The organism is Aeromonas encheleia (assembly GCF_900637545.1).
GTDB lineage: Bacteria > Pseudomonadota > Gammaproteobacteria > Enterobacterales > Aeromonadaceae > Aeromonas > Aeromonas encheleia.
In genome coordinates this window covers 519,354-544,850 of record NZ_LR134376.1, presented here as the reverse complement: position 1 = coordinate 544,850, position 25,497 = coordinate 519,354, and the positions used below count along the sequence as shown (strand labels likewise).

Genomic DNA, 25,497 nt, shown 5'->3' with positions numbered 1-25,497 from the left:
TCACCTCGCCCGTTTACAGGCGCTCTTCCAACCAGGAGTGAACGGATTGCAGCGCCGCCGGCACGGCTTCTGGCTGGGTTCCCCCCGCCTGGGCCATGTCGGGACGACCACCGCCCTTGCCGCCCACCTGCTGGGCCACCAGGTTGACCAGCTCGCCGGCCTTCACCTTGGCGGTCAGATCGTTGGTCACACCGGCGATCAGGTTGACCTTGTCATCGCTGCTGGTCGCCAGCAGCACGACACCGGACTTCATCCGGTTCTTCAGCTCGTCCAACATGCCGCGCAGGGACTTGGGATCGGCCCCGTCCAGTGCGGCGATCAGCACCTTCTGACCCTTGATCTCGACCACCTGGCTCAGCAGGTCGCTGCCGGCCTGAGCGGCCAGCTTGGCCTTGAGCTGCTCCAGCTCGCGTTCCATCATCCTGGACTTGTCCAGCAGCTGGCGCACCTTGCTGCCGATGGAGAACTGATCCCCTTTCACCAGGGCCGCGGCTTCTTCAAACTGCTCTGCCAGCTGGTGCATGAAGTCGATGGCGCCCTTGCCGGTCACCGCCTCGATGCGGCGCACCCCGGCGGCGACACCGCTCTCGGCGATGATCTTGAAGAAGCCGATGTCACCGGTACGCTTGGCATGAGTACCGCCACACAGCTCGGTGGAGTAGTCACCCATGCGCACGACCCGCACATCGTCTTCATATTTCTCGCCAAACAGCGCCATGGCGCCGGCGGACTTGGCCGCTTCCAGATCCATCACCTGGGTGACGACATCGTGGTTGGCACGGATCTGGGCGTTGACCAGCTCCTCAACCCGGCGAATGGTCGCCATGGTCAGGCCTTCGAAGTGGGAGAAGTCGAAGCGCATGCGATCGGCCCCGACCAGCGAGCCCTTCTGGGTCACGTGATCACCCAGCGCCTGGCGCAGGGCTGCGTGCAGCAGGTGGGTGACCGAGTGGTTCAGGGCCACGGCCTGGCGGCGCTCCCCATCGACCACGGCTTCCACCACGGCCCCCTTCTCCAGGGTACCCAGCTCCAGATAGCCCTTGTGAATGATGGCCTTGCCCGCTTTCTGGGTGTCGGTCACGGCGAAGATGCCGTCATCCACCTTGAGAATACCGCTGTCGCCCACCTGACCACCGGATTCGGCGTAGAAGGGGGTCTCGGCCAGCACGATCACGGCTTCTTCGCCGGCGATCAGGCCGCTCACTTCGATCGCATCCTTGTAGATGCCGACCACCTGAGTCGTTTGGCTCAGCTGTTTGTAACCGGTAAATGGGGTCTCGAAATCGAGTTTCAACACCTCGTTGTAGTTCACACCGAAGCTGGAGGCCTCTTTCGCACGGGCGCGCTGCTTCTCCATCTCGACACGGAAACCTTCTTCGTCGATGCCGATCTCGCGCTCGCGCACCACGTCGGCGGTCAAGTCCGCCGGGAAGCCGTAGGTGTCATACAACTTGAACACCACCTCGCCCGGGATGACCTTGGCATCACCCAGGTTCGCCAGCACGTCTTCCAGCAACAGCAGGCCGCGATCCAGGGTGCGGACAAACTGCTCTTCCTCGATGCGCAGCACGCGCTCGACCAGCGGCAGCTGGGCGATGAGTTCAGGGCCTACGTCCTTCATCTGCACCGCGAGTTCGGCGGCCAGCTTGTAGAAGAACACCTCGGTGGCGCCCAGCTTGCGGCCGTGACGCACGGCGCGGCGGATGATGCGGCGCAGCACATAGCCACGGCCCTCGTTGGAGGGCATGACACCGTCGGCCACCAGGAAGGCGCAGGAGCGGATGTGGTCGGCGATGACGCGCAGGGACTGATTGCTCAGATCTGTGGTGCCGACGATCTCGGCCGCCTTCTTGATCAGCGCCTGGAAGATGTCGATCTCGTAGTTGGAGTGGACGCCCTGCATGATGGCGGAGATGCGCTCCAGACCCATGCCGGTATCCACAGACGGACGGGGCAGCGGTTCCATGGTGCCGTCGGCCTGACGGTTGAACTGCATGAACACCACGTTCCAGATCTCGATGAAACGGTCGCCGTCCTCTTCCGGTGAACCGGGAGGGCCACCCCAGAGGTGATCGCCGTGGTCATAGAAGATCTCGGTGCAGGGGCCGCACGGACCGGTATCGCCCATCTGCCAGAAGTTATCGGAGGCAAAAGGGGCGCCCTTGTTGTCGCCGATGCGTACGATGCGCTCGACTGGCACGCCCACTTCGTTTGCCCAGATGTTGAAGGCTTCATCATCCGTTTCATACACGGTGACCAGCAGGCGCTCTTTGGGCAGCTTGAGGGTCCCGGTCAGGAATTCCCAGGCAAAACGGATGGCGTCCTGCTTGAAATAGTCACCGAAGCTGAAGTTACCCAGCATCTCGAAGAAGGTGTGGTGACGAGCGGTATAGCCGACGTTTTCCAGGTCATTGTGCTTACCGCCAGCCCGCACGCAACGCTGGGCCGTGGTGGCTCGGTTATAGGCACGCTTGTCGGCGCCAAGGAAGGTATCCTTGAACTGGTTCATACCTGCGTTGGTGAACAGCAGGGTCGGGTCGTTATGCGGCACCAGCGAGCTGGAGGAGACAACCTGGTGCCCCTGGGAGCGGAAATACTCGAGAAACGCTGAGCGCAACTCTGACGTGGACATATACATGGAAAATCCTGCTTGATTCGAATACGGACTTTTAACCGCATTAATGTAAGTTTTCTGCGGGGTAAAGTAAAACGCGCAGGCCCGCCATGGGTGAAAAAGCACGCATCGCGGACGGACTCTCAGATTAGCAGGGGAAAGGAGCCATGAGGCAGGAAGAAGAACGAGAGGCGGAAAGGTGTCGTTTGTGGCGATAGGGCCCACCAGCGCCGGGCTAAATCGGCAGGCACCGCCGGGGATCTTGTTTGGAGCATCCTCCATTCGGCCAGCTAATCGCCTTGTTCCCTCTCACACCGGCCAGAGCAATGCGGTGGCCGCATGAACCGGGTCGTTACTCGCCCCGCTCCTGCATGGCCGAGATGGCATGACGGGCCTGATCCTGATTGAAGCCTCGCCCGAGCAGGTACTTTAGCCACTTCATCCGCAACTTGAAGTCGCCCAGATCGCTCGCCCTGGCCCGGCGCTGCAGCAGCTCGGATGCCAGTTCGAACCAGTCCAGTTCAGGCTGCTCGAATGCGGTCTCTATCTGGGCATCGCTGAGCCCCTTGCGGCGCAGATCGAAGCGGATCTTGATGGGGCCCTGCCCCTTGGTGGCACCGGCCCGCACCGCCATGGCGCCATAGCGTTCGTCATCGATCCAGTGGTAGCCGCGGCAATAGTCGAGCACCGCGTCTATCACCTCTGCGTTGAAGCCCTGCCTGCGCAGTCGGCCGGCCAGCTCGGACTCGGCACTCTCGCGGCGAGCCAGGCTGCGCATGGCAAAGGTACGGGCCGCGGCGAACAGCTCCTCAAACGAGGGTTCGACGGGTTCGGGAATCGATTCATCAGCCATAAATGACAAGGCCGGGGGTTAGCCCGGCCTTCCTGTTATTCGAACTCTTGTTCGCTTTCGGCTTCGAGCTCGTCAGCGTCAGCCGCCACCGGCTTCTCGGCCGGCACATCACCGGAGAGCAGCAGCTCACGCAGTCTGGCTTCGACCTCGGCCGCCATCGCCTTGTTCTCGGAGAAGAGCTTCATCACGTTGGCCTTGCCCTGACCGATCTTCTCGCCGTTGTAGCTGTACCAGGCACCGGCCTTGTCGATCAGCTTGTGCTTGACCCCCAGATCCACCAGCTCGCCCTCCTTGGAGATACCGACACCGTAGAAGATCTGGAACTCGGCTTGCTTGAAGGGAGGGGCCACCTTGTTCTTGACTACCTTGACGCGGGTCTCGTTACCGACCACCTCATCGCCGTCCTTGATGGCGCCGATGCGACGAATGTCGAGACGCACTGAGGCGTAGAACTTGAGCGCGTTACCACCCGTGGTAGTCTCGGGGCTGCCGAACATGACGCCGATCTTCATCCGGATCTGGTTGATGAAGATACAGAGGCAGTTCGCGTTCTTGATGTTGGCGGTCAGCTTGCGCAGCGCCTGGGACATCAGGCGGGCCTGCAGACCGACGTGGGAATCCCCCATCTCGCCTTCAATTTCCGCCTTCGGCGTCAGGGCGGCCACCGAGTCGACGATGATGACGTCGACCGCGTTGGAGCGCACCAGCATGTCGCAGATCTCCAGCGCCTGTTCACCGGTATCCGGCTGGGAGATCAGCAAATCATCGACGTTGACGCCCAGCTTGGCGGCATAGATGGGATCCAGCGCGTGTTCCGCATCGATGAAGGCACAGACCTTGCCTTTCTTCTGGGCTTCCGCGATCACCTGCAGGGTCAGGGTAGTCTTACCAGATGATTCCGGACCGTAGATCTCGACGATACGACCACACGGCAGGCCGCCGATGCCCAGCGCCACGTCCAGGGAGAGGGAACCGGTGGAGATGGCTTCGATGTCCATGGTCTTGCTGTCGCCAAGACGCATGATTGAACCCTTGCCGAACTGCTTTTCAATCTGGCCCAGCGCAGCCGCCAGTGCCTTCTGTTTGTTCTGATCCATGCCAATCTCCGCTGGGAATCGTGATGAAGAAGTGAAGTCGGGCTAAGTATACTGTCTATTCATACAGTATCAAGCCCAATTTATCTGAGCAGGGCCAACAGCCCGGACAATGCTTGCCTGACCGCCTGCTGGCGAACCTGGCGCCGGTCGCCGTCGAAGCGGGCCAGCAAGGAGTGCTGACGCCCGCTCTTGTCCGCCCAAGCGAACCAGATGGTGCCAACCGGCTTGTCGTCGCTGCCGCCACCCGGCCCGGCGATGCCGCTGATGGCGACGCTGATCCCCGCGTCGGAGCGCGCCAGCGCGCCCCTGGCCATCTCCAGCACCACGGCCTCGCTGACGGCACCGTGGCGCAGCAGGTTGTCGATGCTGACCCCCAGCATCTGCTGCTTGGCCTCATTGGTGTAGGTGACGAACCCCCGATCGAACCAGCCTGAGCTGCCCGCGATGTCGGTGATGGCGGTGGCGACGCCGCCGCCGGTGCAAGACTCCGCCGTGGCGGCCAGCCAGCCCCGCGCCGTCAGCGCCTCGCCCAGCTCCCGGGATAAGCGGGCGATCTCTGTCTCAAGCCCCATCATCAATGCCCTCTTTGGCCAAACCCGGCTTCATTATGCGATCGCCCCGGACCCCGAGCAACCAACCAGCTCCCCCGTGGCGACCGGTTCAGACCAGGGACAGCAGCTGTCGCAGGCTTTATGCATAACGCCCAGCACATCAACAAGTTGTCATCGCTTAAGCTTCAGTACATGGGGGCTTCCTATAATCAGCAAGCACCGCCATGAGCGCGGTTCCAATGGAGAAAATAGATGAAGCATCAATTTAAAGTCGCCATGGCTGCCCTGGCGATCTGTTTTGCCACCAATACCATCGCCGCCGAAAGCGCCCCCGAGCTGCAGAGCGAGACCACTCTGGCACAGGAGCTGAACCTCTCCTCCGCACAAGTGGAACAGATCAAGGGTCTGCGTGAGCAGGCAGTCAAGAACATGAGCTCGGTCAAGCTCGATGCCATCGGTCAGGACGTCATCGTCAACATGATCAAGACCGGCAAGTGGGACGAGGCCGCCGCCAAGAAACAGCTGCAAACCATCAGCAGCGTGCAGGCCGAAGCCCGCTACTATCGCGCCCATTACCTGTTCGAAGTGAGCAAGGTGCTGACCGCCGAGCAGAAAACCAAGCTGCACGAGATGCTGAGTGGCGGCGAGGCCATGTACTGAGGGCTCATCCTGACGCTCTGACCACAATCCCCGCGCTGATGGCGGGGATTTTGATCCCCTTCTTTCCCGCGTATTAACAACCCCTCACAAGCACTAGCCTCCGGGTTCCCAGCTGACCACACCACTAAACTCAGCCCTCTTTACCCTCTCCCCACGCACGACCCAGACGCCCCAAAGACAGAGATAACTCCCCACCATCCGGCCCTGAGCATGTAGAATGGCCGCCAGATTCAGACCCATTACGGCAGACGCTTGCCCGCAAGAGCACCCTCTGGAACAGAACATGACAGCACAGCACCAAGCCACCGGCGCCAACCTGAGCGCCCACACCCCCATGATGCAGCAGTACCTTGGCCTCAAGGCCGAGAATCCCGAGATCCTGCTGTTCTACCGGATGGGCGACTTCTACGAACTCTTCTATGACGATGCCCGCAAGGCCTCCCAACTGCTCGACATCTCCCTGACCAAGCGCGGCCAGTCGGCGGGCAACCCCATCCCCATGGCGGGGGTGCCCTATCACGCCATCGAGGGTTACCTGGCCAAGCTGGTGCAGCTCGGCGAGTCCGCCGCCATCTGCGAGCAGGTGGGGGATCCCGCCACCAGCAAGGGGCCGGTGGAGCGCAGGGTCGTCCGCATCATCACCCCGGGCACCGTCTCCGACGAGGCGCTGCTCTCGGAGCGCCAGGACAACCTGATCGCCGCCGTCTACCACGACGGCCGCCGTTTCGGCTACGGCACCATGGACATCGGCTCGGGCCGCTTCTTCATCAACCAGTTCGACAAGGAAGAGACGTTACTGGCGGAGCTGCAACGCACCAATCCGGCCGAGCTGCTCTACCCGGAATCCTTCGAGTTCCTGCGCCACGTCGAGGGCCGCCGCGGCCTGCGCCGTCGTCCCGAGTGGGAGTTCGAGCTCGGCACCGCCCGCAAGCTGCTGTGCCAGCAGTTCGGCACCCAGGATCTGGTGGGCTTCGGGGTCGAGCAGAGCGAGACCGCGCTCTGCGCCGCCGGCTGCCTGATGCAGTACGTGAAAGACACCCAGCGCACCGCCCTGCCCCACATTCGCGGCGTGCGCCTCGAGCAGCCGGATCACGCGGTCATCATGGATGCCGCCACCCGCCGCAACCTGGAGCTGACCCAGAACCTGGCGGGAGGCTATGAGAATACCCTGGCCGAGGTGCTGGATCGCACCGCCACCCCCATGGGCAGCCGCCTGCTCAAGCGCTGGATCCACCAGCCGATCCGCGATCGGGTGATCCTCAAGGGGCGCCAGAGCACCATCCAGAGCCTGATCGAACAGAACCTCTATGACGATCTCGGCAGCCTGCTGCGCCAGGTCGGCGACGTGGAGCGGGTGTTGGCCCGCCTCGCCCTGCGCTCGGCCCGCCCGCGCGACCTCACCCGTCTGCGCCAGGCCTTCCAGCAATTGCCCGAGCTGCAACGCCAGCTGGCCGACAGCCAGCACGAGGCGGTGCAACAGCTGGCCGAGCGTGCCAGCACCTTCCCCGAGCTGCTCGACCTGCTGGAAAGGTCGGTGATGGAGGTGCCGCCGGTGCTGATCCGCGATGGCGGCGTGATCCGCGACGGCTTCAACCAGGAGCTGGACGAGCTGCGGGATCTGGCCAACGGCGCCACCGCCAGCCTGGCCCGCATCGAGGAGCGCGAGCGGCTGCTGACTGGCATCAACACCCTCAAGGTGGGCTACAACCGGGTACACGGCTTCTACATCGAAGTGAGCCGCGCCAACAGCCAGCTGGTGCCGGCCCACTACATCCGCCGCCAGACCCTCAAGAACAACGAACGCTACATCATCGACGAGCTGAAAAAATACGAGGACAAGGTGCTCACCGCCCAGGCCCAGGCGCTGGCGTTGGAGAAGCGGCTGTACGAGGAGCTGCTCGACAACCTGCTGCCTCACCTCGGCGATCTGCAGGAGTCCGCCGCCGCCCTCGCCGAGCTGGATGTGCTGACCAACCTGGCGGAGCGGGCCGAGACCCTGGACTATCGCTGCCCGCAGCTCATCGACGAGGAGCAGATCCTGATCGAGGCGGGCCGCCATCCGGTGGTGGAGCAGGTGATGAGCGATCCCTTCATCGCCAACCCGATCCGGCTCGATCGGGCACGGCGCATGCTGATCATCACCGGCCCCAACATGGGCGGTAAGTCCACCTATATGCGCCAGACCGCCCTCATAGTGCTGCTGGCCCACATCGGGGCCTTCGTGCCCGCCGACAGCGCCCGCATCGGCCCCATCGATCGCATCTTCACCCGCATAGGGGCGTCGGATGATCTGGCATCAGGAAGATCCACCTTCATGGTGGAGATGACCGAGACCGCCAACATCCTCAACAACGCCACCGCCCGCAGCCTGGTGCTGATGGACGAGATCGGCCGTGGCACCAGCACCTACGACGGTCTGTCGCTGGCCTGGGCCTGCGCCGAACAGCTGGCGAGCAAGATCGGCGCCTACACCCTGTTTGCCACCCACTACTTTGAGCTGACCCGCCTGCCGGAGTTGATGGATGGCCTGGCCAACGTCCATCTGGACGCGGTTGAACACGGCGATACCATCGCCTTTATGCACGCGGTGCAGGAGGGGGCGGCCAGCCGCTCCTACGGCCTGCAGGTGGCGGCGCTGGCAGGGGTGCCAAAATCGGTGATAAGCCAGGCCCGCCACAAGCTGGCGGAGCTGGAGAGCGCGACCCCGGCCCATGCCAGCCAGACCTCAAGCGGCGCGCGGCCCATGTCCGTGATCACCCAGCCCCATCCGGTGGTGGACGAGTTGGCGGCCGTGCGGCCCGACGAACTGAGCCCCCGCCAGGCGCTGGATCTGCTCTATCGCCTCAAGCAGCTGCTGTAACCCGCCCGGCCGACGCCACAGACAAAAAAGGGGAACCTCACGGTTCCCCTTTTTCATTGCGCGCCTTGCCCTGGAGCATCAGGCCGGACCTATGCGATCCAGCAAGCTCATGTGGGAGGAGCTGTCGTGGCGCTTGAGGTTCTGCCGGTATTCGAACTGGTGCTGGCTCTCCTGCTTGAGGCCCAGCATCAGCGAATAACACATGGCCAGCATGATCAACGAGAACGGCAGCGCAGCTATGATGCTGGCCGCCTGCAGGGCCGCCAGTCCACCGGACACCAGCAGGATGGCGGCTACCAGCCCCTGGCCCAGCCCCCAGATGGCGCGGTGCAGCACGGGCGGCTCCTGATCGCCGATGGAGAGCAGGGTGGTGATGACCAGCGTGCCCGAGTCACTGGAGGTGATGAAGTAGGTGCAGATCAGCAGGGTCAACACCCCCTTGGCGATCCAGCCGAAGGTGTCCCAGTGCAACAGTTCCACCGTCTGGTAGAGCGCCAGGGTCACATCCTGGTTGACCGCAGCCACCACGCCGCCACCGCCGAACAGCTCCAGGTTCATGGCAGTACCGCCAAACACGGTGAGCCAGAACATGCCGAGCAGGGAGGGCACCAGCAGCACGCCGAGCACGAACTCACGGATGGTGCGGCCCTTGGAAATGCGGGCGATGAACATGCCGACGAAGGGGGCCCAGGCTATCCACCAGCCCCAGTAGAAGGCGGTCCAGCTCGATTGCCAGGCCGAGGTGCCGTTGGCCTCGGTGTTGGTCCAGAAGCTCAGTTTGACGATGTTCTGCAGGTAGTCACCGATGTTCTGCACATAGGCGTTGAGGATGTAGGTGGTCGGGCCCAGCACCAGGAAGAGAGCGAGCACGAACACGCTGAGCCAGATGTTGAGCTCGGAGAGCAGCTTGACCCCGCGCCCCACCCCGGAGACCGCCGACAGGGTGGCGATCAGGCTGATGCCGCCGATGAGCCAGAGCTGGTTGCTCTGCGAGACCCCCATGCCGAACATCTGGTTGAGACCGGTGTTCATCTGAGAGACGCCGAGGCCGAGGGAGGTCGCCACCCCGAACACAGTGCCGAACACCGCCAGCACGTCGGCGGCATGGCCCCAGAAGCCGTAGATCCGTTCACCCAGGATGGGATAGAGCACCGAGCGGATCGCCAGCGGCAGCTTGCGGCGATAGCTGAAGAAGGCCAGCGACAGGCCGACGATCACATAGATGGCCCAGGGGTGCAGACCCCAGTGGAAGAAGGTGAGCCGCATCGCGACCTGGGCCGCCTCCGGCGTCATCCCCTCGGTGATGAAAGGGTTGCCCTGCAGGTGATTCATGGGCTCGGCGATGCTCCAGAACACCAGACCTATGCCCATGCCGGCGCTGAACAGCATGGAGAACCAGGCGAAGTAGCCGAACTCCGGTACCTGGTCGTCGTCGCCCAGTCGGATGCTGCCGAAACGGCTGAACATCAGATAGACGGCGAAGAACAGAAACAGGGCGACGACCAGAATGTAGTACCACTTGAAGCCGGCGATGATCTGATCCTTGGCGCCGACGAACCAGGCGGCGGCCGTCTCGGGAACGAACACGCCAAACAGCAGAAACAGGGTCACGACGGTGAGGGCCGTCATGGCCATGGTGGGGTTGAGGCCCTTCAGTAGCCCTTTGGTTGCTCTCATCGGGCCTCCTTAGTCATTGTTGAAAAAATCTTCGCCCACGTGCTCGCCCGCACCACCGATGGCGCGATAGACCATCTGGCCCGCCGCCTGGGCACGGTGATCCACCAGGGTGACCGAAGGCTGGCCGTTCACCGCGTGGCGTTTGCCGAGGAAGATGGCCATGGGCACGCCCAGATTGGAGATGCCGCTGGTGATCCAGAGCCGGTTGAAGTCGTAGGAGCCACCGATGAACTCGAGCTGGGCCAGGCCGGTGTCGAGGCCGGTCAGGTAGAAGTTCATGGCGCTCTCGTCGGGGAACAGGTGCACCAGCACATAGGCATAGCGTATTTCGTTCACTAACTCCTTTAGACTGAAAGCACCTGTGTCGCTGTAGGAGAGCGGCAGCTCGCCATCATAGTGGTGCACTTTCAGGTTGTTGGGGTCTTCATCATAGGCGGGCTGATAACGCACGAAAGCCGAGGTATCCGGCAGTTCATAACGTACTCTGACCACCCGGAGATCGGCAACCAGCGACTTGATATCCAGATCGTTGCTCATCATTTCGTTCCTCAAAATCGGGTTATAATTCGGAAATTACCCGATAACCTAACACAAAAATCATTAGAGCAGAAATCATTAGACCAAAAACCATATTGACCTTGTGACGAATTAGGCGGAGAATTTTGCGCCTCTCAACTGCTCCGCAATGACTCAAACCCCATGGAAAAACATGATGAAGTGCTGGTCGCATTGCGCCAGATCATCCGTGCCATCGACATGCACTCCAAGCGCTTGATCAAGGAAGCCGGGCTGACCTCGCCGCAGCTCCTGCTGCTCAAGGGGATCAACGAGCTGGGGCAGATCTCCATGCGCCAACTGGCCGATCACACCAACATGAGTCAGGCCACCGCGACCACCATCATGGATCGGCTCGAGAGCCGCCAGCTGGTGCAGCGCATTCGCAGCGAAACCGACAAGCGCAAGGTGCATGCGACACTGACTGACGCGGGTCGCGCCCTGCTGGCGCAGGCCCCCACCCCGCTGCAGGAGAGTTTCATCCAGCGCTTCCAGGCGCTGGAAACCTGGGAGCAGAGCCTGCTGCTCTCCTCCCTGCAGCGGATCTCGTCGATGATGAATGCCCACGAGATCGATGCCGCACCTGTGCTAAGCGTCAGACCGCTCACCGAGTAGCAGGCATAAAAAAAGCTCCCGAACGGGAGCTTTTTTGCATGGGGCTTTTTCTACAGCACCCGTGGCGGGGTCACTCTTCCAGGCTGATGCCGATGTTGGAGACGCCGTCCTGAGCCGCGAAGGTGCGGATCGCCAGGATGCGATCGCTGTCGCGCTCATGGGCCACCCGCTTGAGCAGCTCGACCTGAAACTCCAGCTCGGCCTCGATGTACTCGTGCTCGTAGAGTTCCTCATCGGTCAGCTCGCGCTCTTCCAGCATCTCGATGAAACCGGCCACTGTGCCCACTGAGGCATGGCTGGCATCTTCGGCTTCCTCGCCGACCCGGCAGATCACCGAGTTGTAGGCGCAGCCCAGTGCCACACAGGCATCCAGCGCCGGATAGGCGCCATAGGATTCGAACTTGCTGGGTTCCGGGATATAGACTTCAAACGCCTCCAGAATGGCGCCCAGATTGACGCGGGATCCCTTCACGGTGAGATAGTTCCACATCTGATCCAGCGCGTTGCGGAATGCCTTCGCATCACCGAAACCGGCGGCCTGGCTGAACAGCGCATAGTTGGGGTACATGCGCTCTGCCAGCGCCAGGGTGTAGACGGTCTGTTGCCAAGGCTGTAGCTCGGCCAGTCGCTTATAAAACTTGTCACCAAACACTGGAGTCGGATCCTTTGCAAAATGTGGGGCAGATTGTAGCCCACGAGGGGCCCTGCGAAAACGAAAAAGCGGCCTGGTCGGCTATCTTGCCCGATCAACTCGGGTAAGATGAGGAGAGTACCTCCTCCGCCGTGCCGTAAACATGATAAGGAACAAGAGTATGAGCCAACGTACCCTGCTTCTGCTCAGCCAGGACAACAACCACTATGAGCGCCTGCTCAAGGCCGCCCGCCTTCCCCATCTGCACATACTGCGGGCCGACAACCAGGCCGAGGCCGAGAAACTGATCGGCGAGGCCCACATCCTGATGGCCGAACCGGCGCGGGCCAAGCCGCTGCTGGCCAAGGCCGACAAGCTGAGCTGGATGCAGTCCACCTATGCCGGGGTCGATGTACTGCTGGACGCCAGCTGCCGCCGCGACTATCAGCTGACCAATGTGCGCGGCATCTTCGGCCCGCTGATGAGCGAGTACGTGTTCGGCCAGCTGCTCAGCCTGTCGCGCCAGCTGCCGCGCTATCGCGAGCAACAGCAGCAGCGACTGTGGCAGAGCCATCCCTATCAGGGGCTCAAGGGACGCACCATGCTGATCCTGGGCACCGGCAGCATAGGCCAGCATATCGCCAACACCGCCAAGCACTTCGGCATGAAGGTGCTCGGCATCAGCCACAGTGGCCACGAGCGCGCCGGCTTCGATCAGGTTTATCAGCTGCCGGCCCTCAACAAGATGCTGGCCCAGTCCGACATCATCGTCAGCGTCCTGCCCTCGACCCGCGAGACGCGTCACCTGTTCACCGCGGCCCGCTTCGCGCACTGCAAGCCGGACGCCATCCTGTTCAACGTCGGCCGGGGCAGTGCCATCCACGAAGGCGATCTGCTGGAGGCGCTGCGCGGTGGCAAGCTCGCCATGGCGGTACTGGATGTGCTCGAGCAGGAACCCCTGCCCGCCGACAGCCCACTCTGGCACCAGCCCAATCTGATCATCACCCCGCACAACAGCGCCTACAGCTTCCCGGAGGATGTGGCCCAGATCTTCGTGCGCAACTACATTCGCTTCATCGATGGTCAGCAGCTGGATGGACGGATCGACTTCGACAAGGGCTACTGAGTACGACGCCGGTCCCAACGAAAAGGCCCCGCCAGACTGGCGGGGCCTTTTTCATGGCCGGGATGAAACCGGGCTCAGCCCGCTGCCATCTCCTTGCGATAGCCCTTCACCTTGGCGAGGAACTGGCGCTTGTCCTTGCCGCTAAGGGGCTCCGCCATCGGCAGCTTGACCTTCATGGCATCGACCGGGCGGTTGTTGATCCGCACCTCATAGTGCAGGTGAGCACCAGTGGAGCGCCCAGTGTTGCCGGAGAGCGCGATCTTGTCACCCATCTTCACCCGCTGACCGGGTTTCACCAGCAGCTTGCTCAGGTGCAGATAGCGCGTCATCAGGGTGCGGCCGTGCTTGATGACCACATAGGTACCGGCCAGCGGGTGGCGGGTCGCCTTGAGCACCACGCCATCCCCGGTAGCCATGACAGGCGTGCCGACCGGCAGGGCGAAGTCGGTGCCCTCATGCGGACGGACCTGGCCGGTGATCGGGTGGCGCCGGTTCGGGTTGAAGCTGGAGCTGACCCGGTAGCGGCTGTGGGTCGGATAACGGCGGAAGCCGCGCTCCAGACTGTTCGCCTGACCGTCATAATAATTGCCATCTTCCGACAGCCAGGCCGATACCGCCTTGCCCTGGCTGAACACTTCCACTCCCAGCAGCTGGGTGTTGCCCGTACTCTTGCCCTCGACCGTCTCCTGGCGGACCAGCACCTTGAACTTGTCGCCCTTTTGCAGATCCTTGGCGAAATTCAGCCGCCACTGGAACAGGTTGGCAATCTTCTGGATATGGTTCGCCGGGATCCCCGCATTGCGGGCACTGACATAGAAGCTGCCGTTGATGATGCCGTCATAGCTCTTCTGCTGCCACTGCACCTCTTCATTGAGCATGTTGGCGCTGTAGCTGTCGTCGGTGCGCTCCAGCACCAGGGTCTGCTTGATGTTCAAGCGGATCTTAAGCTGCTGCAGAATGTTGTCCTGATCGATCAGCAACTCTATGGTCTGGCCGGGCTTGAGGCGGGCCAGATTGTTCTTGGCATCCGCATCCAGCACCTTGTAGAGGGTGGTGGTCGAGAGCCCCAGATTGTTGAAGATGGTGGTCAGGTTTTCACCGTTGCGCACCCGGTAATCCTGCCACTGGGGCGTCGCATCGGCCGGAATGTCATCCTCCGGTGTCGCGGCCTCTACCAGCTCGTGATCCGGGATATCGTTGAAGTCGGTGTTGTCTTCGTTGGTCGCTGTGCCAGTAGTGGCGATCGGCAACTCCAGACGCAGTGGCCGCTCCAGGATGTCACCCGGGGCTGGCAATACCGCTACCGCTGACAGCGTCATGGCCGTGAGCAATAACATGGCATAAAAATGTTTGCGGGGAACCGGGGGTTCCCAGTTGGCAGCCTGTGCTACCAAGGGACGGAGACGTTTCATCCGCTATCCTGTCATTAGATCTAAGGGTGGTAGTAAGGGGTCTGTTTTTATGTTTTTTTCTTATGAAAACCGAATATCTGGGTTTTAGACCTAATTACTCACAAAAAGTTCATAGCAATACGCATGAACCTCACATTTTATGCATAACTTCCTGTCATGGGCAGAAATCATCGCCGCTTTTAGTCATTTTTTTCTATTTTTAAGACCCGGGCCCGGTTGTTATTGCCCTCTAGCAACAAGATGTTGCGAAAAAATTGCCACGGAGTGGGTATGTCATTAGCAAGATTGTTAAATGTAATCATCCTGATCCTGTTCACCCTGGGTGCCATCCTGCTGCTCATGCTGGAGATCACCACGGTACGGCAATCCATCCTCGATCAGATGTCGGCCAACCTGGAGACGGCCATCACCGCCCTCGGCCTGGTGCTGCAAGGCACCCTGCTCAACGATGACAAAGTGCTGGCGGAAACCATCGTCAATGCCATGTTCGACGGGGGCTTCGTCAGCTCGGTCACGCTGCTGGATCCCGATGGCCAGCTGCTGTTCCAGAAAGTCTTCCACACGGCCCAGCAAAATATTCCCAGCTGGCTGCCGGCCGTCGTCCACATGCCGCCGGTCAAGATCGAGCAGGAGCTCACCGATGGCTGGCGCATCCTCGGCACCCTCACCCTCGAGGGTCACGAAGGCTATGCCTACCAGCACCTGTGGAATGCCATCAGCCGCACCGGGCTGGCCTTGCTGTCCGGCCTGGTGGTCCTGATCCTCATCATCCAGTGGGTATGCACCCGCCTGCTGCGCCCCCTCGAACAGGTCAGCCTGCAGCTGATGCAGGTTCGTCAGCGCCGCTTCAGTGGCAACCTGCCCACCCCCTGGCTGCAGGAACTGCAGGAGGTCGTGGTGTCGATCAACCAACTGGTCTCCGAGCGCAAGCGGGATCTGCTCCAGCAGCGGCTCAAGATCACCCAGCTTGGCAAACAGCACGAGCCCCACATCAGCCAGAAACTGATGGCCCTGACAGAGACAGCGAGCGGCATGTATCTGCAACACTTCATCTCCACCCAGGGGGAGATCAGGCTGTACAGCCGGCTGCTCCCCCAGAGACCACCGACCGTCGACAGCTCACCGGACGAGATCCGGGCCCTGATAAACCATTGGCTGGCACAGAAGGCGGAGGGGCTGCAGCTCCCCCTCAGCCTGCTCAATCATCCTGACTGGGCACAGTTTTCTTCGTCCCTGGCCAGCGGCAAGGGCAAGACCCTGGACTGGCGTTGGGATCTCGCCCTCTTCCCGCCCCTTGCCGAGGAGCGCCTGACGGCCCTGCAGGCCCAGGGGGTCGAGATGGCGTTCAGCAATGTGCCCATGAACAACGACAACCTGACCAGACTCGATCCCATCAATCCGGTGTTCATCAGTTGTCAGCTGACCCAGGCCCCGCTCTACTGGAATCTGCTCTCCCAGTGCCTGCATGCGTCCGGCTATACCCTGTTGGCAGAAGCCAGCGAAATCAATGACATCAATACACTACGCAACTGGGGCATAGATGGTTATGCCAGCCAGGAGGCATCATGAGACCCATTCTGCCGTTACTCGCCCTGCTGTGGCTGCCCTCCTTGCAGGCCACCACCATGACCATAGGGACCGGGGGGGAACAGGGCATCTATTACCAGGTCATCAAGGAGTTCTGCCGCCTGGCAGGCAAGAGCGACCCGGATCTGAAATGCAGACTGCAGGCCAGCTCGGGCTCCATCGAGAATCTTCGCCTGTTGCAGGCGGGAGGGCTCCCCTACGCCATAGTGCAGTCGGACTGGCTCTATCAGGCCAGCCACGGCACCGGCCCCTTCAGCAAACTCCCCCAGCCTGAGCTGCGGGCTCTGTTTGCCACCCATGCTGAGCCTTTCACTCTGGTGGTGCGGGCCGATGGCGACATCAGCAAGCTGGACCAGCTCAAGCTGGCGCCCATCGACATGGGGCTGAAACACTCGGGCACGCGCCAGACGGCGCTGGCGCTATTTGCTGCACTGGGCGTGGCAGAGCTGGATCTGGATCTGAAGAGCGTGGCCAATCTGGCCGAGGCGCTGTGCAGCAAGCAGATCGATGCCTATGGGCTGGTGATGGGGCACCCGAACCGGATCGTGCTGGAGACGGCCAAGCGTTGCGCCATCCACTTTCTGCCCATCGATGGGCCGGTGCGGGATCAACTGTTGAAGGGGGTGAAGTATTACCAGCGTAGCCAGGTGCCTGCCCGCATCTATCCTGGCAACCTGAAGGCCACCCCCACCTTCGCCATCGCCGCCACCCTGGTCACCAACGCCAGCACCACGGATGCCGACGTGTATCGTCTGACCAAGGCCATGCTGAGCCAGCAGACCAGCTTCAACGAGCAGACCTACGGCTACGCCAACCTGTTCCACAAGGCGCGCAACAAGATAGGCCCGGTGCTGAGCATCGAGCAGCATCCGGGGGCGACAAAGTATTTCGAGGAGTTGAAAACGGCCGGCAAGCTATAGCTGGCGGCGGGGGGTGCGCAGGTGCTCGCTGGAGAACCGGCTCTGCATCGAGGTCCACTGGGTCAGACGATCGGCGCTCCCCGCCAGGGTGCCCTCGCGCCGTGACTTCATGACCCAGATGCTTTTGGCATCGAAGCTGTAGACGGGTTGCAGATCGTTGCGCTGGCTACCGGGCAGGATGCGGCCATTGATGTTGTCCAGCACCAGAGGGTCGGACTTGGTGGTCGAGAAGTAGAGCGTCACCATGTGAAACTGGTTGTACCGGACCGCCTTGACATAGGCCAGCCGCAGCTTCTGCTCGTCGACCCCCAGCTCCATCAGGGTGTAGTACTTGGAGATGCTGTAATCCTCACAGTCCCCACCCCGGGCCCCGATAAACTCCAGCGGGTTGGCCCAGTAATCCTCCTCCCCCCACAGCCTGGGATCGTCGCTGAAGGTCAGGTTGTTGAAGTAGTTGTTCACCAGCTCCAGCTTCTGCTGATCCGTCGTGCCGGCTCTGGGGGTAAGCAGTCGAGAAAACGCCTCCGCCCGCTGCAACACCTTGCCGCCATAGACCGCCTGCAGCTTGGTCTTGAGATCCGGGCTGGCGACGTAATTGGACAGTTGGGAGGCCTGCACAGGGGCACATGCCAGTGCCAATGTGCAGGCGGGGACGAGCCATTTCATACGAGACGCTCCGTGTCATGCGCTGGAGGTCAGTATAGTCAGGCCTGACTAGGGCATCGACGCGGCAACTACCTTTAGCGGCACTGGGCGAAGGCGTCGGCCAGCTGCTGCATGAACTGCGGGTAACCATCCGGTCCGAGCGGCACCTGCTCACCGACCTCATCCAGCAGCAGCACCTTGGCGCCGGTGTTGCGGGCGACCGATTCGATCACCGCCGGCGAGAATTGCGGCTCGGCATAGATGCAGCTCGCCTGCTTCTCCTCCAGCGCCTTGCGGATCTCCACCAGGGTCTTGGCGCCGGGGCGGCGCTCCGGGCTCACGGTGAAGTGTCCCTTGGAGCTCATGCCGTAGTGGCGCTCCCAGTAACCATAGGCTTCGTGGAACACGAAATAGCCCTTCTGGTTCACCACCTTCATCTGCCCGGCGATGACCTTGTCCTTGGCGTCGACCTTGGCCTGGAAGGCCAGCAGGTTGGCGCGATAACGCTCGGCATTGCCCGGATCCCGGGCGCTCAGCGTCTCGCTCATCGCCTTGGCGATCACCAGCGCCTGGGTTGGTCCCAGCCAGATATGGGGATCCACCCCTTCGTGATGGTGGCCCTCGTGCCCGTCATGATCGTGGCCTTCATGCTCCTCATCGGCCGGCTCCTCATGTCCGGCCTGCTTGCTGTAGTCGAACAGCGGCATGCCCTCGACCCGGGTCAGGGTCAGCACATGGGGATGCTTGGCCAGCGGCTTGGCCATGAAGCCTTCCAGCTCAGGGCCGACCCACACCACCAGATCGGCCTCGTTGATGCTGCGAATGTCGGAAGGGCGCAGGGCAAAGTCGTGGGGGGAGGCGCCGGTCGGCAGCAGCACCTTGGGCTCACTCACGCCGTCGGTGATGGCAGCGGCAATGAAACCGAGCGGTTTGATGGTGGTCAGTACCTCGAGGGCACGAACAGGCAGACTCACCGCCAGCAGGGCGGTGATCAGGGTAAGAATTCGCATAGAGATCTCGTCAGGAAGTGAGTGTGTGATAATATAACAAACCAACGTTATTGTTATATTATAACTCTCACTGGCTGTAAACCCCGGAGCTGTCATGACCCAACTGGTGGAGCTGAAAGAGGTCTGTCTCGCGTTTGACGGACGATCCGTGCTCGACAAGGTCTCCTTTACCCTGAATAAAGGCAAAATCACCACCCTGGTCGGCCCCAATGGCGCGGGCAAGAGCACCCTGAGCAAGCTGGTGCTGGGCCTGCTCAACCCGGATTCCGGCAAGATCATCCGGCGCCGCGATCTGCGGGTCGGCTATGTGCCACAGCGCCTCTATCTGGATCCCACCCTGCCGCTGACGGTGCGTCGCTTCCTGCAGCTTGGCAAGAATGGCCGGCTCTCCATCGACGAGGCTCTGAATCGGGTCGGCGCCCAGGATCTGCTGGACAACCGGATGCAGAAGCTCTCCGGTGGCGAGATGCAACGGGTGCTGCTGGCCCGCGCCCTGCTGGTCAAGCCCGAGCTGCTGGTGCTGGACGAGCCGGTGCAGGGGGTGGACATCAGCGGCCAGATCGAGCTCTATGCCCTGATCGGTCAACTGGCGGCCGAGCTCAACTGCGCCGTGCTGATGGTCTCCCACGATCTGCATCTGGTGATGGCCAGCACCCACGAGGTGATCTGCCTCAATCGCCACATCTGCTGCCACGGCGAGCCGGAAAGCGTGGCCCGCCACCCCGAATTTGCCCGCCTGTTCGGGCGCCCGGAGCAGGAGGTGCTGGCGGTCTATACCCACCATCACCACTGTGACGGTGAACACCATCATCACGAGCCGCAGGCCCCGGTCATCCGCCTGCCCTCTCGCAATCGTTAAGCACGGCTAAGGACATTCAAGTGGACAGCTTTCTGTTATATGCCCTCGCGGCAGGTCTCGGCATCGCCCTGCTGGCCGGGCCTCTCGGCAGCTTCGTGGTGTGGCGCAAGATGGCCTATTTTGGCGACACCCTCTCCCACGCCTGCCTGTTCGGCATAGCGCTCGGCATCTTGCTGCAGGTGGATCTCACCCTGGCGGTGGTGGTCTGCTGCCTCGCCATGGCCATGCTGCTGGTGGTCATGAGCCGCAACCAGCAAGTGGCGACCGACACCCTGCTCGGCATCCTGGCCCACAGCGCCCTGTCCCTTGGCCTGGTCACCTTGAGCTTCATGGATAACGTGCGGGTGGATCTGATGGCCTACCTGTTCGGCGACCTGCTCTCGGTCCAACCCATGGATCTGCTCTGGATCTACGGCGGCGGCGCCCTGGTGCTGCTCACCCTGTGGCGGCTGTGGGATCCCCTGCTCTCCATGACCATCTCGGAGGAGCTGGCGCGGGTGGAAGGGATCCGGGTCGATGTGCTGCGCTGCGTGCTGATGCTGCTGATCGGGCTGGTGATAGCGGTGGCCATGAAGTTTGTCGGCGCGCTGATCATCACCTCCCTGCTGATCATCCCCGCCGCCACCGCCCGTCGCTTCAGTCAGACGCCGGAGCAGATGGCCGGCCTGGCGGCGCTGATCGGCTGCCTGGCGGTACTGGGCGGGCTCAGCCTCTCCTGGTTCCAGGACACCCCGGCCGGCCCCTCGGTGGTGGTCTGCGCCACCAGCCTGTTTATCCTGAGCCAGTTCAAGAAGGCCTGATCACCGGCACGTCGGAGCTGCTCCTTGGCCTAGAGCGGCATGCTCTGGCGCGTCTCCATCATCAGCCATTGGCGCAGTCGGCTGATGGCGGGCTCATGGGCCCGGGAGCGCTTGCAGGTGAAGTAGAACGCATCCCCCGTCACCAGCTGGTGGACCGGCAAGGCCACCAGCTGGGGATCATCCGGCCGCAGCATATAGTCATTCACGAACGCCACCCCCTGATCCCAGGCCGCCGCCTCCATCGCCAGCAGCACATGGCTGAAGTGGTGCATGCGCGCCTGCTCCGGAATGACCAGGCCGCCCGCCTGGGCCCAGCGCTGCCAATCCTCCCCCCGCGCCTTGTAGATGGACTGCACCGACAACAGCGGCAACTGCCAGATAGCCTGTGGCCAATCCCCCTCGACCTGTTGCAGCAGGCGGCGGCTGCAGACCGGGAACAGCCGCTCCTGATAGATGAGATCGTGACAATAGCCGCGACCGTGGGGGGAGACAGTGATGAAGCAGTCCGCCACCCGATCGGAGAGTTCGGGATCTTCCGCCACCATCTCCAGGCTGAGATCCAGCTCGGGATAGAGCTGGCGCAACCCGGCCAGGCGCGGGATCAGCCACTTCACCGCGAAGGAGCTGTAGACCGCGAGCCGCAGTCGCATCTCGCCGCCCCCACGCAGCTGCTCGCTGCTCTGGGCGATCTGGCCGAGCCCGGCCGCTATGCCCTCGAAATAGATCTCTCCCTGGGCGGTCAGTGACAACAGGCGCCCCTGACGCAGCAGCAGCCGCTCCCCCAGAAAGTCCTCCAGCAGGCGGATCTGGTGGCTGACCGCGCTCTGGCTGACGTTCAGCTCGAGGGCCGCGCGGGAGAAACTGAGCAGGCGGGCGACCGCCTCGAAGTACTGGACGGCACGCAGGGGGGGCAGCTTCATTATCCAAAATTCTCATAGATGGTGATTTTTTATCATTTTACTGGATAACTAGCCCCAGGCTACCCTCCCCTCATCTAACGTGGGAGGTGGTATGAATGCAGTCGGGATCGGCATCCTTTATCTGGTGCTGGGCAACATGGTGGCGGTCTTTTCCGATGCGCTGGTCAAGGTACTGGATCCGAGCCAGCCGGTGTTCCAGTTCGTGTTCTTTCGCCAACTCTCCGCCGCCCTCTTGCTGGCGCCCTGGCTGCTCTGGTCCTGGCGCCGCAACCCGCCGGTGGCGCTCAAGTGGCATCTGTTGCGGGCCCACATCTGGGCGATCGGCGTCTGCCTGATGGTGGTCGCCCTCACCCGCTTGCCGCTCGCCACCGCCAATGCCCTGTTTTATGCGGCGCCGCTGCTGATGGTGCCGCTCGCGGTCTGGCTGGCGGGGGAGGCACTGTCGCGTCAGAAGGTGCTGACGGCGCTGGTGGGCTTCATCGGGGTGCTGATCGTGCTGCGCCCGACCGAGGTGAACTGGGCCGCGCTGGCGGCGCTCGGGGTGGCGCTCTCCATGGCGGTCAACAACCTGCTGATCAAGCGGATCCCGCTCAAGCAGCCCATCGCCCAGACCCTGTTCTTCACCAACGTGCTGAGCATGCCCATCATACTGGCGCTGGCCTGGTGGGAAGGGGGAACCTGGCAGTGGCAGATGTGGTGGCCCGCCTTCGGCTCGTCGGCGCTGATCATGGTCTACGCCGGGCTGTGCGTGGTGGCCTATCGCAAGGCGGAGGCGAGCAAGATCGCCTCGGCGGAATACACGGGTCTCTTGATGGCGGTCGCCATCGGGGTCTGGTTGTTCGACGAGCAGCCGGGTCTACCGCTGCTGCTTGGCTGCCTGTGCATCATACTGCCGCTGGTCGCCATGGCCCGCGGCAAGCCAAAACCATTGGCCGAGCCGGTGGTCTGACGCGACAGGCTACAGGGTCACCCCAGCAGGGGGGCGACCCTGAGTCGCAGGTGAGGGACCACCTCCTGCTCGAACCAGGGGTTCTTCTTGAGCCAGAAGGTATTGCGCGGTGAGGGATGCGGCAGTGGCAGCCAGGCGGGGCCATAGTCGGCCCAACTGTGCACCGTCTCGGTGAGCGAGCCCTTGCCCGCCGCACCCAGATAGTAATGCTGGGCGTACTGGCCGATGAGCAGGGTCAGCTCTATATGGGGCAGCAGCATCAACACCTTGTCGTGCCAGGTCGGCGCACACTCGGGTCTGGGTGGCAGATCCCCCGACTTGCCCTTGCCGGGATAGCAGAGCCCCATCGGCATGATGGCGATGCGGGACTCGTCGTAGAAGGTGGCCTTGTCCACCCCGAGCCAGTGGCGCAGCCGATCGCCGGAGGGATCATCCCAGGGGATGCCGCTGGCATGGACACGGGTGCCCGGCGCCTGACCGATGATCAGCAGGCGGGCACTCTCGGCGCCACGGATCACCGGCCGCGGCCCCAGTGGCAGATGGGCCTCGCACAGCCGGCAGGCCCGGATCTGTTCAAACAGCATGTCGAGTCGGTTCATGGCCCGATGGTAGCAGACTTTCCCCCTCTATCCTGCTTGTGAAACCGCCGGCAGCTACTTATCATGCGGCCACATTTGTTTAATTTAATAAACGGAAAGCGATGAAGAACTGGATGGGCACCGGCAGTGCGGCCCTCTCCTTCCTGCTGTGGGGCATGCTGCCGCTCTATTACCAGTTCATGCCCGAGGTCAACATGTGGGAGCTGCTCTCCCACCGGGTGCTCTGGTCGGCCGTCCTGCTAGGCGGGCTCTTCCTGCTGCTCGGCTATCGGCTGCCCTGGGCACGGCTGCGCAGCGAGCCGCGCCAGCTCGGCCTAATCCTGCTGGCGGGCCCCGTCATGTCCGTCAGCTGGTGCATGTTCACCTGGTGCCTGACCACCGGCCAGGTACTGGCCACCAGCCTCGCCTTCTTCATGACGCCGCTGTTCAACATCGTATTTGCCGTCATTTTCCTGAGGGAACGGCTCAGCCCGCAGAAGCACCTGGCGGTCGCCCTGGCCCTGGCGGGGCTGGCCTATATGCTGTTCTCCTACGGCCAGTTGCCCTGGTTCTCCCTCATCATGGGTGCCAACTTCGCCTTCTACGGCCTGCTCAAGAAGAAGGTGCACTATGATGCCGGCGTCAGCCTCTATCTCGAGTCCCTGGTGCAGCTCCCCTTCGCCCTGCTGATCATCGTATGGCTGGGCCTGCACGGCACCAGCCAGTTTATGGCCGGGGACTGGGCCGACAGGCTGCTGCTGATGGGCAGCGCCCCCGCCACCCTGCTGCCGGTGGGCCTGTTCTGCTACGCCGTGGCGCGCACCCGCATGAGCACAGTGGGGCTGCTGCAATACATAGAGCCCAGCCTCGCCTTCCTGCTCGCCATCTTCTGGTTCGGCGAGACGGCGGATCCGGTGAAGTCGGTGGGCTTCGCCTTCGTCTGGGCCGGCCTGCTGGTGAGCCTGCTGCCCCTGCATCTGCTCAAGCGGAGCCGAGTCGAATGGCACAAACCCTGATCGCCCCCACCACTGCCGATCGGCCGACGGCGCGCTGGTTTATCTATCTGGTGCGCACCGGCGCGGGCGCGCTCTACACCGGCATCAGCACTGATCCCGAGCGGCGCCTGCGCCAGCACCAGAGCGGCAAGGGCGCCCGCGCCCTGCGTGGCAAGGGACAGCTGGCACTGGTGTGGCGGCAGGAGCTTGCGGACAAGGGCGAGGCGCTGCGCCTCGAATACCGGCTCAAGCAGCAGAGCAAGGCATTCAAGGAGCGGCTGCTGCTCGAGCCTCAACTGTGGAGCGACTGGCATCAATCCTGGCTGGCAAGCATCGCCGCCGATCCCAAGACGATCAGCCACCCGGCGCCATAAAAAAGGCCACTGCGAGCAGTGGCCAGGGTCCGACAGCAGGGAGGCTTAACGGTAGGTGTTCGACTGCTTGCGCCTGTTGCTGAGCAACCAGCACACCACCAGCAGTAACAGCAGCCAGGGCGCCAGCTTGATGATGAGGGCAAACATGCCAGCCAGGGCGCCAAACAGCACGAAAAACCCGCTCACCAGCAGCATGGCCAGCACGGTAAAACCGGTCAGCGCCATGGTCACCAGCACCAGCATCAAAACGATAAATTCCAGCATGGGTTGCTCCTCATCAGGGGTATCTTGCCAACTGGGCTGATCCGGGGATCAATCCAGCCAGCGCTTCAATTCACGACGGGGCGGCATGATCAGCACCGCCAGCAGGTAGGCGGCCAAGGCCAGCGGCGGCATCAGGATCAGGGCGAGCAACGCCAGGACCCGCACCGTCACCCGCGAGATCCCCAGCCCATTGGCCAGGCCGGCACAGACCCCTGTCAGCTTGCGATGGGCCAGATCCTTGGGCCAGGGGCTCATGCTCACACCCCGACCTGCTGACCCTTCAGCTTCGCCAGCTCACGATCTATCTCGTCATTGAGCTCCAGCTCGCGGAACTGGGCCTCCAGGGAGGGATTCTGCCCCAGGGTTGCCGCCTCCAGCTGGGCTTCCAGCTGATCCACCCGGCCCTGAAAGCCGTCGAAACGCGCCATCAGCTCATGCATGCGCTGGTTGTCGACCTGGGCTCGGGCCCGGATCCGGCTGTGCGCCGTCTGCTCGCGCAGGGTCAGCATCTTCTGTTTCTCCCGCGCCTCGGTCAGCTTGCTCGCCAACCGCTCGCTGTCGGCGGTCAGCTGGGCCAGCACCTCGGCCACCCGGGCCTTGTCCTGCTCCAGTTGCTCGCATTTCTTGAGCTCGGCCAGCTTCTCGGTGAGGGCGGCGCGCGCCAAGTCTTCACGGCCCTTCTGGATGGCGAGCTCGGCCTTGGCCGCCCACTCCTGGATCTGGTGGCGCAGCGCCTGCTGATGGCGCTCCAGTTGCTTCTGCTCGGCGATGACGCGGGCGGCCTGGGTTCTCATCTCGACCTGCACCTGCTCCATCTCCTCGATCATCAGCCGCAGCATCTTCTCCGGCTCCTCACTCTTGTCGAGCAGGCTGTGCAGGTTGGCGTTGATCACGTCGGTCAGGCGGCTAAATACGCTCATGGTCTGGCTCCTCGTTCATGGGATG

Annotated in this window: 26 protein-coding genes; 11 read left to right on the top strand and 15 right to left on the bottom strand. The window is 62.5% G+C overall.

Annotated elements, in window-relative coordinates:
• Positions 1 to 13 precede the first annotated feature (13 nt).
• The 4 genes from alaS to pncC form a co-directional block, all read right to left on the bottom strand.
• Positions 14 to 2,638 carry an alanine--tRNA ligase gene (gene alaS / locus EL255_RS02545; RefSeq protein ID WP_042652048.1) on the bottom strand — a complete coding sequence of 875 codons (2,625 nt, stop codon included), beginning with the start codon at positions 2,636 to 2,638 and terminating at the stop codon, positions 14 to 16.
• Positions 2,639 to 2,966: 328 nt separating this feature from the next.
• On the bottom strand, positions 2,967 to 3,467 hold the full coding sequence (locus EL255_RS02540; protein WP_042652047.1) for a regulatory protein RecX: 501 nt from the start codon (positions 3,465 to 3,467) through the stop codon (positions 2,967 to 2,969).
• A gap of 35 nt (positions 3,468 to 3,502) precedes the next feature.
• Complete coding sequence (gene recA, locus EL255_RS02535; RefSeq protein ID WP_042652046.1) at positions 3,503 to 4,564, bottom strand: recombinase RecA; 1,062 nt, start codon at positions 4,562 to 4,564, stop codon at positions 3,503 to 3,505.
• Between the two features lie 80 nt (positions 4,565 to 4,644).
• Complete coding sequence (gene pncC / locus EL255_RS02530; RefSeq protein ID WP_042652195.1) at positions 4,645 to 5,136, bottom strand: nicotinamide-nucleotide amidase; 492 nt, start codon at positions 5,134 to 5,136, stop codon at positions 4,645 to 4,647.
• Between the two features lie 231 nt (positions 5,137 to 5,367).
• Between pncC and EL255_RS02525 the strand changes: the two genes are divergently transcribed.
• Both EL255_RS02525 and mutS read left to right on the top strand, forming a co-directional pair.
• Positions 5,368 to 5,775 carry a Spy/CpxP family protein refolding chaperone gene (locus EL255_RS02525; RefSeq protein ID WP_232018896.1) on the top strand — a complete coding sequence of 136 codons (408 nt, stop codon included), beginning with the start codon at positions 5,368 to 5,370 and terminating at the stop codon, positions 5,773 to 5,775.
• A gap of 283 nt (positions 5,776 to 6,058) precedes the next feature.
• Complete coding sequence (gene mutS / locus EL255_RS02520) at positions 6,059 to 8,635, top strand: DNA mismatch repair protein MutS (RefSeq protein WP_042652045.1); 2,577 nt, start codon at positions 6,059 to 6,061, stop codon at positions 8,633 to 8,635.
• Positions 8,636 to 8,713: 78 nt separating this feature from the next.
• Here mutS and EL255_RS02515 read toward each other — a convergent pair whose 3' ends face one another.
• Both EL255_RS02515 and EL255_RS02510 read right to left on the bottom strand, forming a co-directional pair.
• Positions 8,714 to 10,312, bottom strand: a complete 1,599-nt coding sequence (locus tag EL255_RS02515; protein WP_042652044.1) for a BCCT family transporter — start codon at positions 10,310 to 10,312, stop codon at positions 8,714 to 8,716.
• A 9-nt stretch (positions 10,313 to 10,321) separates the two neighbouring features.
• A complete protein-coding gene (locus tag EL255_RS02510; RefSeq protein WP_042652193.1) occupies positions 10,322 to 10,849 on the bottom strand; it encodes a hypothetical protein in 528 nt (175 codons plus the stop codon).
• Between the two features lie 162 nt (positions 10,850 to 11,011).
• On the opposite strand from EL255_RS02510, the gene EL255_RS02505 reads away from it, so the two are divergent.
• Positions 11,012 to 11,482, top strand: coding sequence for a MarR family winged helix-turn-helix transcriptional regulator (locus tag EL255_RS02505; RefSeq protein WP_042652043.1), 471 nt, complete (start codon positions 11,012 to 11,014; stop codon positions 11,480 to 11,482).
• Positions 11,483 to 11,552: 70 nt separating this feature from the next.
• Here EL255_RS02505 and EL255_RS02500 read toward each other — a convergent pair whose 3' ends face one another.
• A complete protein-coding gene (locus tag EL255_RS02500) occupies positions 11,553 to 12,134 on the bottom strand; it encodes a YjaG family protein (protein ID WP_042652042.1) in 582 nt (193 codons plus the stop codon).
• Between the two features lie 160 nt (positions 12,135 to 12,294).
• Between EL255_RS02500 and EL255_RS02495 the strand changes: the two genes are divergently transcribed.
• Positions 12,295 to 13,239, top strand: coding sequence for a D-2-hydroxyacid dehydrogenase (locus EL255_RS02495; protein ID WP_042652041.1), 945 nt, complete (start codon positions 12,295 to 12,297; stop codon positions 13,237 to 13,239).
• Positions 13,240 to 13,313: 74 nt separating this feature from the next.
• Here the strand turns inward: EL255_RS02495 and mepM are convergent, their stop codons facing one another.
• Complete coding sequence (gene mepM / locus EL255_RS02490) at positions 13,314 to 14,651, bottom strand: murein DD-endopeptidase MepM (RefSeq protein WP_042652040.1); 1,338 nt, start codon at positions 14,649 to 14,651, stop codon at positions 13,314 to 13,316.
• Between the two features lie 270 nt (positions 14,652 to 14,921).
• On the opposite strand from mepM, the gene EL255_RS02485 reads away from it, so the two are divergent.
• Both EL255_RS02485 and EL255_RS02480 read left to right on the top strand, forming a co-directional pair.
• The gene (locus EL255_RS02485) at positions 14,922 to 16,220 is read left to right on the top strand and encodes a LapD/MoxY N-terminal periplasmic domain-containing protein (protein ID WP_042652039.1); all 1,299 of its coding nucleotides are present in this window, start codon (positions 14,922 to 14,924) and stop codon (positions 16,218 to 16,220) included.
• On the top strand, positions 16,217 to 17,158 hold the full coding sequence (locus EL255_RS02480; RefSeq protein ID WP_042652038.1) for a TAXI family TRAP transporter solute-binding subunit: 942 nt from the start codon (positions 16,217 to 16,219) through the stop codon (positions 17,156 to 17,158). Before EL255_RS02485 ends, EL255_RS02480 begins: the two co-directional genes overlap by 4 nt.
• Here EL255_RS02480 and EL255_RS02475 read toward each other — a convergent pair.
• Together EL255_RS02475 and znuA are read right to left on the bottom strand one after the other, a co-directional pair.
• On the bottom strand, positions 17,153 to 17,824 hold the full coding sequence (locus EL255_RS02475) for a transglutaminase-like cysteine peptidase (RefSeq protein ID WP_042652037.1): 672 nt from the start codon (positions 17,822 to 17,824) through the stop codon (positions 17,153 to 17,155). The two genes, EL255_RS02480 and EL255_RS02475, sit on opposite strands and share 6 nt — an antisense overlap.
• Before the next feature lie 74 nt (positions 17,825 to 17,898).
• Positions 17,899 to 18,813: a zinc ABC transporter substrate-binding protein ZnuA gene (gene znuA, locus EL255_RS02470; RefSeq protein WP_042652036.1), complete on the bottom strand. Its 915-nt coding sequence runs from the start codon at positions 18,811 to 18,813 to the stop codon at positions 17,899 to 17,901.
• 94 nt (positions 18,814 to 18,907) lie between these two features.
• Here znuA and znuC point away from each other — a divergent pair, with 94 nt between their 5' ends.
• Positions 18,908 to 19,672 carry a zinc ABC transporter ATP-binding protein ZnuC gene (gene znuC / locus EL255_RS02465; protein WP_042652035.1) on the top strand — a complete coding sequence of 255 codons (765 nt, stop codon included), beginning with the start codon at positions 18,908 to 18,910 and terminating at the stop codon, positions 19,670 to 19,672.
• Positions 19,673 to 19,692: 20 nt separating this feature from the next.
• Positions 19,693 to 20,472, top strand: coding sequence for a zinc ABC transporter permease subunit ZnuB (gene znuB / locus EL255_RS02460; RefSeq protein ID WP_042652034.1), 780 nt, complete (start codon positions 19,693 to 19,695; stop codon positions 20,470 to 20,472).
• 29 nt (positions 20,473 to 20,501) lie between these two features.
• Here the strand turns inward: znuB and EL255_RS02455 are convergent, their stop codons facing one another.
• Positions 20,502 to 21,392, bottom strand: a complete 891-nt coding sequence (locus EL255_RS02455) for a LysR substrate-binding domain-containing protein (protein WP_042652033.1) — start codon at positions 21,390 to 21,392, stop codon at positions 20,502 to 20,504.
• Positions 21,393 to 21,483: 91 nt separating this feature from the next.
• Here EL255_RS02455 and EL255_RS02450 point away from each other — a divergent pair, with 91 nt between their 5' ends.
• Positions 21,484 to 22,341, top strand: a complete 858-nt coding sequence (locus EL255_RS02450) for a DMT family transporter (RefSeq protein WP_042652032.1) — start codon at positions 21,484 to 21,486, stop codon at positions 22,339 to 22,341.
• A gap of 17 nt (positions 22,342 to 22,358) precedes the next feature.
• Here the strand turns inward: EL255_RS02450 and EL255_RS02445 are convergent, their stop codons facing one another.
• Positions 22,359 to 22,940, bottom strand: coding sequence for a uracil-DNA glycosylase family protein (locus EL255_RS02445; RefSeq protein WP_042652031.1), 582 nt, complete (start codon positions 22,938 to 22,940; stop codon positions 22,359 to 22,361).
• 101 nt (positions 22,941 to 23,041) lie between these two features.
• Here EL255_RS02445 and rarD point away from each other — a divergent pair, with 101 nt between their 5' ends.
• Both rarD and EL255_RS02435 read left to right on the top strand, forming a co-directional pair.
• Entirely contained in the window at positions 23,042 to 23,935 is an 894-nt protein-coding gene (gene rarD / locus EL255_RS02440) for an EamA family transporter RarD (RefSeq protein WP_042652030.1), read from the top strand.
• On the top strand, positions 23,920 to 24,288 hold the full coding sequence (locus EL255_RS02435) for a GIY-YIG nuclease family protein (RefSeq protein ID WP_042652029.1): 369 nt from the start codon (positions 23,920 to 23,922) through the stop codon (positions 24,286 to 24,288). The genes rarD and EL255_RS02435 overlap by 16 nt, the downstream gene beginning before the upstream one ends.
• Positions 24,289 to 24,333: 45 nt before the next feature.
• On the opposite strand, the gene pspG is transcribed toward EL255_RS02435, so the two are convergent.
• The 3 genes from pspG to pspA are packed head-to-tail and all read right to left on the bottom strand — an operon-like array spanning position 24,334 to position 25,472.
• Entirely contained in the window at positions 24,334 to 24,552 is a 219-nt protein-coding gene (gene pspG, locus EL255_RS02430) for an envelope stress response protein PspG (protein WP_042652028.1), read from the bottom strand.
• 48 nt (positions 24,553 to 24,600) lie between these two features.
• Positions 24,601 to 24,807 (bottom strand): PspC domain-containing protein, encoded by a 207-nt coding sequence (locus tag EL255_RS02425; RefSeq protein WP_042652027.1) that lies wholly within the window; start codon positions 24,805 to 24,807, stop codon positions 24,601 to 24,603.
• A 2-nt stretch (positions 24,808 to 24,809) separates the two neighbouring features.
• On the bottom strand, positions 24,810 to 25,472 hold the full coding sequence (gene pspA, locus EL255_RS02420) for a phage shock protein PspA (RefSeq protein ID WP_042652026.1): 663 nt from the start codon (positions 25,470 to 25,472) through the stop codon (positions 24,810 to 24,812).
• Positions 25,473 to 25,497 lie beyond the last annotated feature (25 nt).

Bases quoted from the DNA above. Each gene is read 5' to 3' on its own strand.
- alaS (WP_042652048.1), bottom strand. From the start codon at position 2,638: ATGTATATGTCCACGTCAGAGTTGCGCTCAGCGTTTCTCGAGTATTTC.
- EL255_RS02540 (WP_042652047.1), bottom strand. From the start codon at position 3,467: ATGGCTGATGAATCGATTCCCGAACCCGTCGAACCCTCGTTTGAGGAG.
- recA (WP_042652046.1), bottom strand. From the start codon at position 4,564: ATGGATCAGAACAAACAGAAGGCACTGGCGGCTGCGCTGGGCCAGATT.
- pncC (WP_042652195.1), bottom strand. From the start codon at position 5,136: ATGGGGCTTGAGACAGAGATCGCCCGCTTATCCCGGGAGCTGGGCGAG.
- EL255_RS02525 (WP_232018896.1), top strand. From the start codon at position 5,368: ATGAAGCATCAATTTAAAGTCGCCATGGCTGCCCTGGCGATCTGTTTT.
- mutS (WP_042652045.1), top strand. From the start codon at position 6,059: ATGACAGCACAGCACCAAGCCACCGGCGCCAACCTGAGCGCCCACACC.
- EL255_RS02515 (WP_042652044.1), bottom strand. From the start codon at position 10,312: ATGAGAGCAACCAAAGGGCTACTGAAGGGCCTCAACCCCACCATGGCC.
- EL255_RS02510 (WP_042652193.1), bottom strand. From the start codon at position 10,849: ATGAGCAACGATCTGGATATCAAGTCGCTGGTTGCCGATCTCCGGGTG.
- EL255_RS02505 (WP_042652043.1), top strand. From the start codon at position 11,012: ATGGAAAAACATGATGAAGTGCTGGTCGCATTGCGCCAGATCATCCGT.
- EL255_RS02495 (WP_042652041.1), top strand. From the start codon at position 12,295: ATGAGCCAACGTACCCTGCTTCTGCTCAGCCAGGACAACAACCACTAT.
- mepM (WP_042652040.1), bottom strand. From the start codon at position 14,651: ATGAAACGTCTCCGTCCCTTGGTAGCACAGGCTGCCAACTGGGAACCC.
- EL255_RS02485 (WP_042652039.1), top strand. From the start codon at position 14,922: ATGTCATTAGCAAGATTGTTAAATGTAATCATCCTGATCCTGTTCACC.
- EL255_RS02480 (WP_042652038.1), top strand. From the start codon at position 16,217: ATGAGACCCATTCTGCCGTTACTCGCCCTGCTGTGGCTGCCCTCCTTG.
- EL255_RS02475 (WP_042652037.1), bottom strand. From the start codon at position 17,824: ATGAAATGGCTCGTCCCCGCCTGCACATTGGCACTGGCATGTGCCCCT.
- znuA (WP_042652036.1), bottom strand. From the start codon at position 18,813: ATGCGAATTCTTACCCTGATCACCGCCCTGCTGGCGGTGAGTCTGCCT.
- znuC (WP_042652035.1), top strand. From the start codon at position 18,908: ATGACCCAACTGGTGGAGCTGAAAGAGGTCTGTCTCGCGTTTGACGGA.
- EL255_RS02455 (WP_042652033.1), bottom strand. From the start codon at position 21,392: ATGAAGCTGCCCCCCCTGCGTGCCGTCCAGTACTTCGAGGCGGTCGCC.
- EL255_RS02450 (WP_042652032.1), top strand. From the start codon at position 21,484: ATGAATGCAGTCGGGATCGGCATCCTTTATCTGGTGCTGGGCAACATG.
- EL255_RS02445 (WP_042652031.1), bottom strand. From the start codon at position 22,940: ATGAACCGACTCGACATGCTGTTTGAACAGATCCGGGCCTGCCGGCTG.
- rarD (WP_042652030.1), top strand. From the start codon at position 23,042: ATGAAGAACTGGATGGGCACCGGCAGTGCGGCCCTCTCCTTCCTGCTG.
- EL255_RS02435 (WP_042652029.1), top strand. From the start codon at position 23,920: ATGGCACAAACCCTGATCGCCCCCACCACTGCCGATCGGCCGACGGCG.
- pspG (WP_042652028.1), bottom strand. From the start codon at position 24,552: ATGCTGGAATTTATCGTTTTGATGCTGGTGCTGGTGACCATGGCGCTG.
- EL255_RS02425 (WP_042652027.1), bottom strand. From the start codon at position 24,807: ATGAGCCCCTGGCCCAAGGATCTGGCCCATCGCAAGCTGACAGGGGTC.
- pspA (WP_042652026.1), bottom strand. From the start codon at position 25,472: ATGAGCGTATTTAGCCGCCTGACCGACGTGATCAACGCCAACCTGCAC.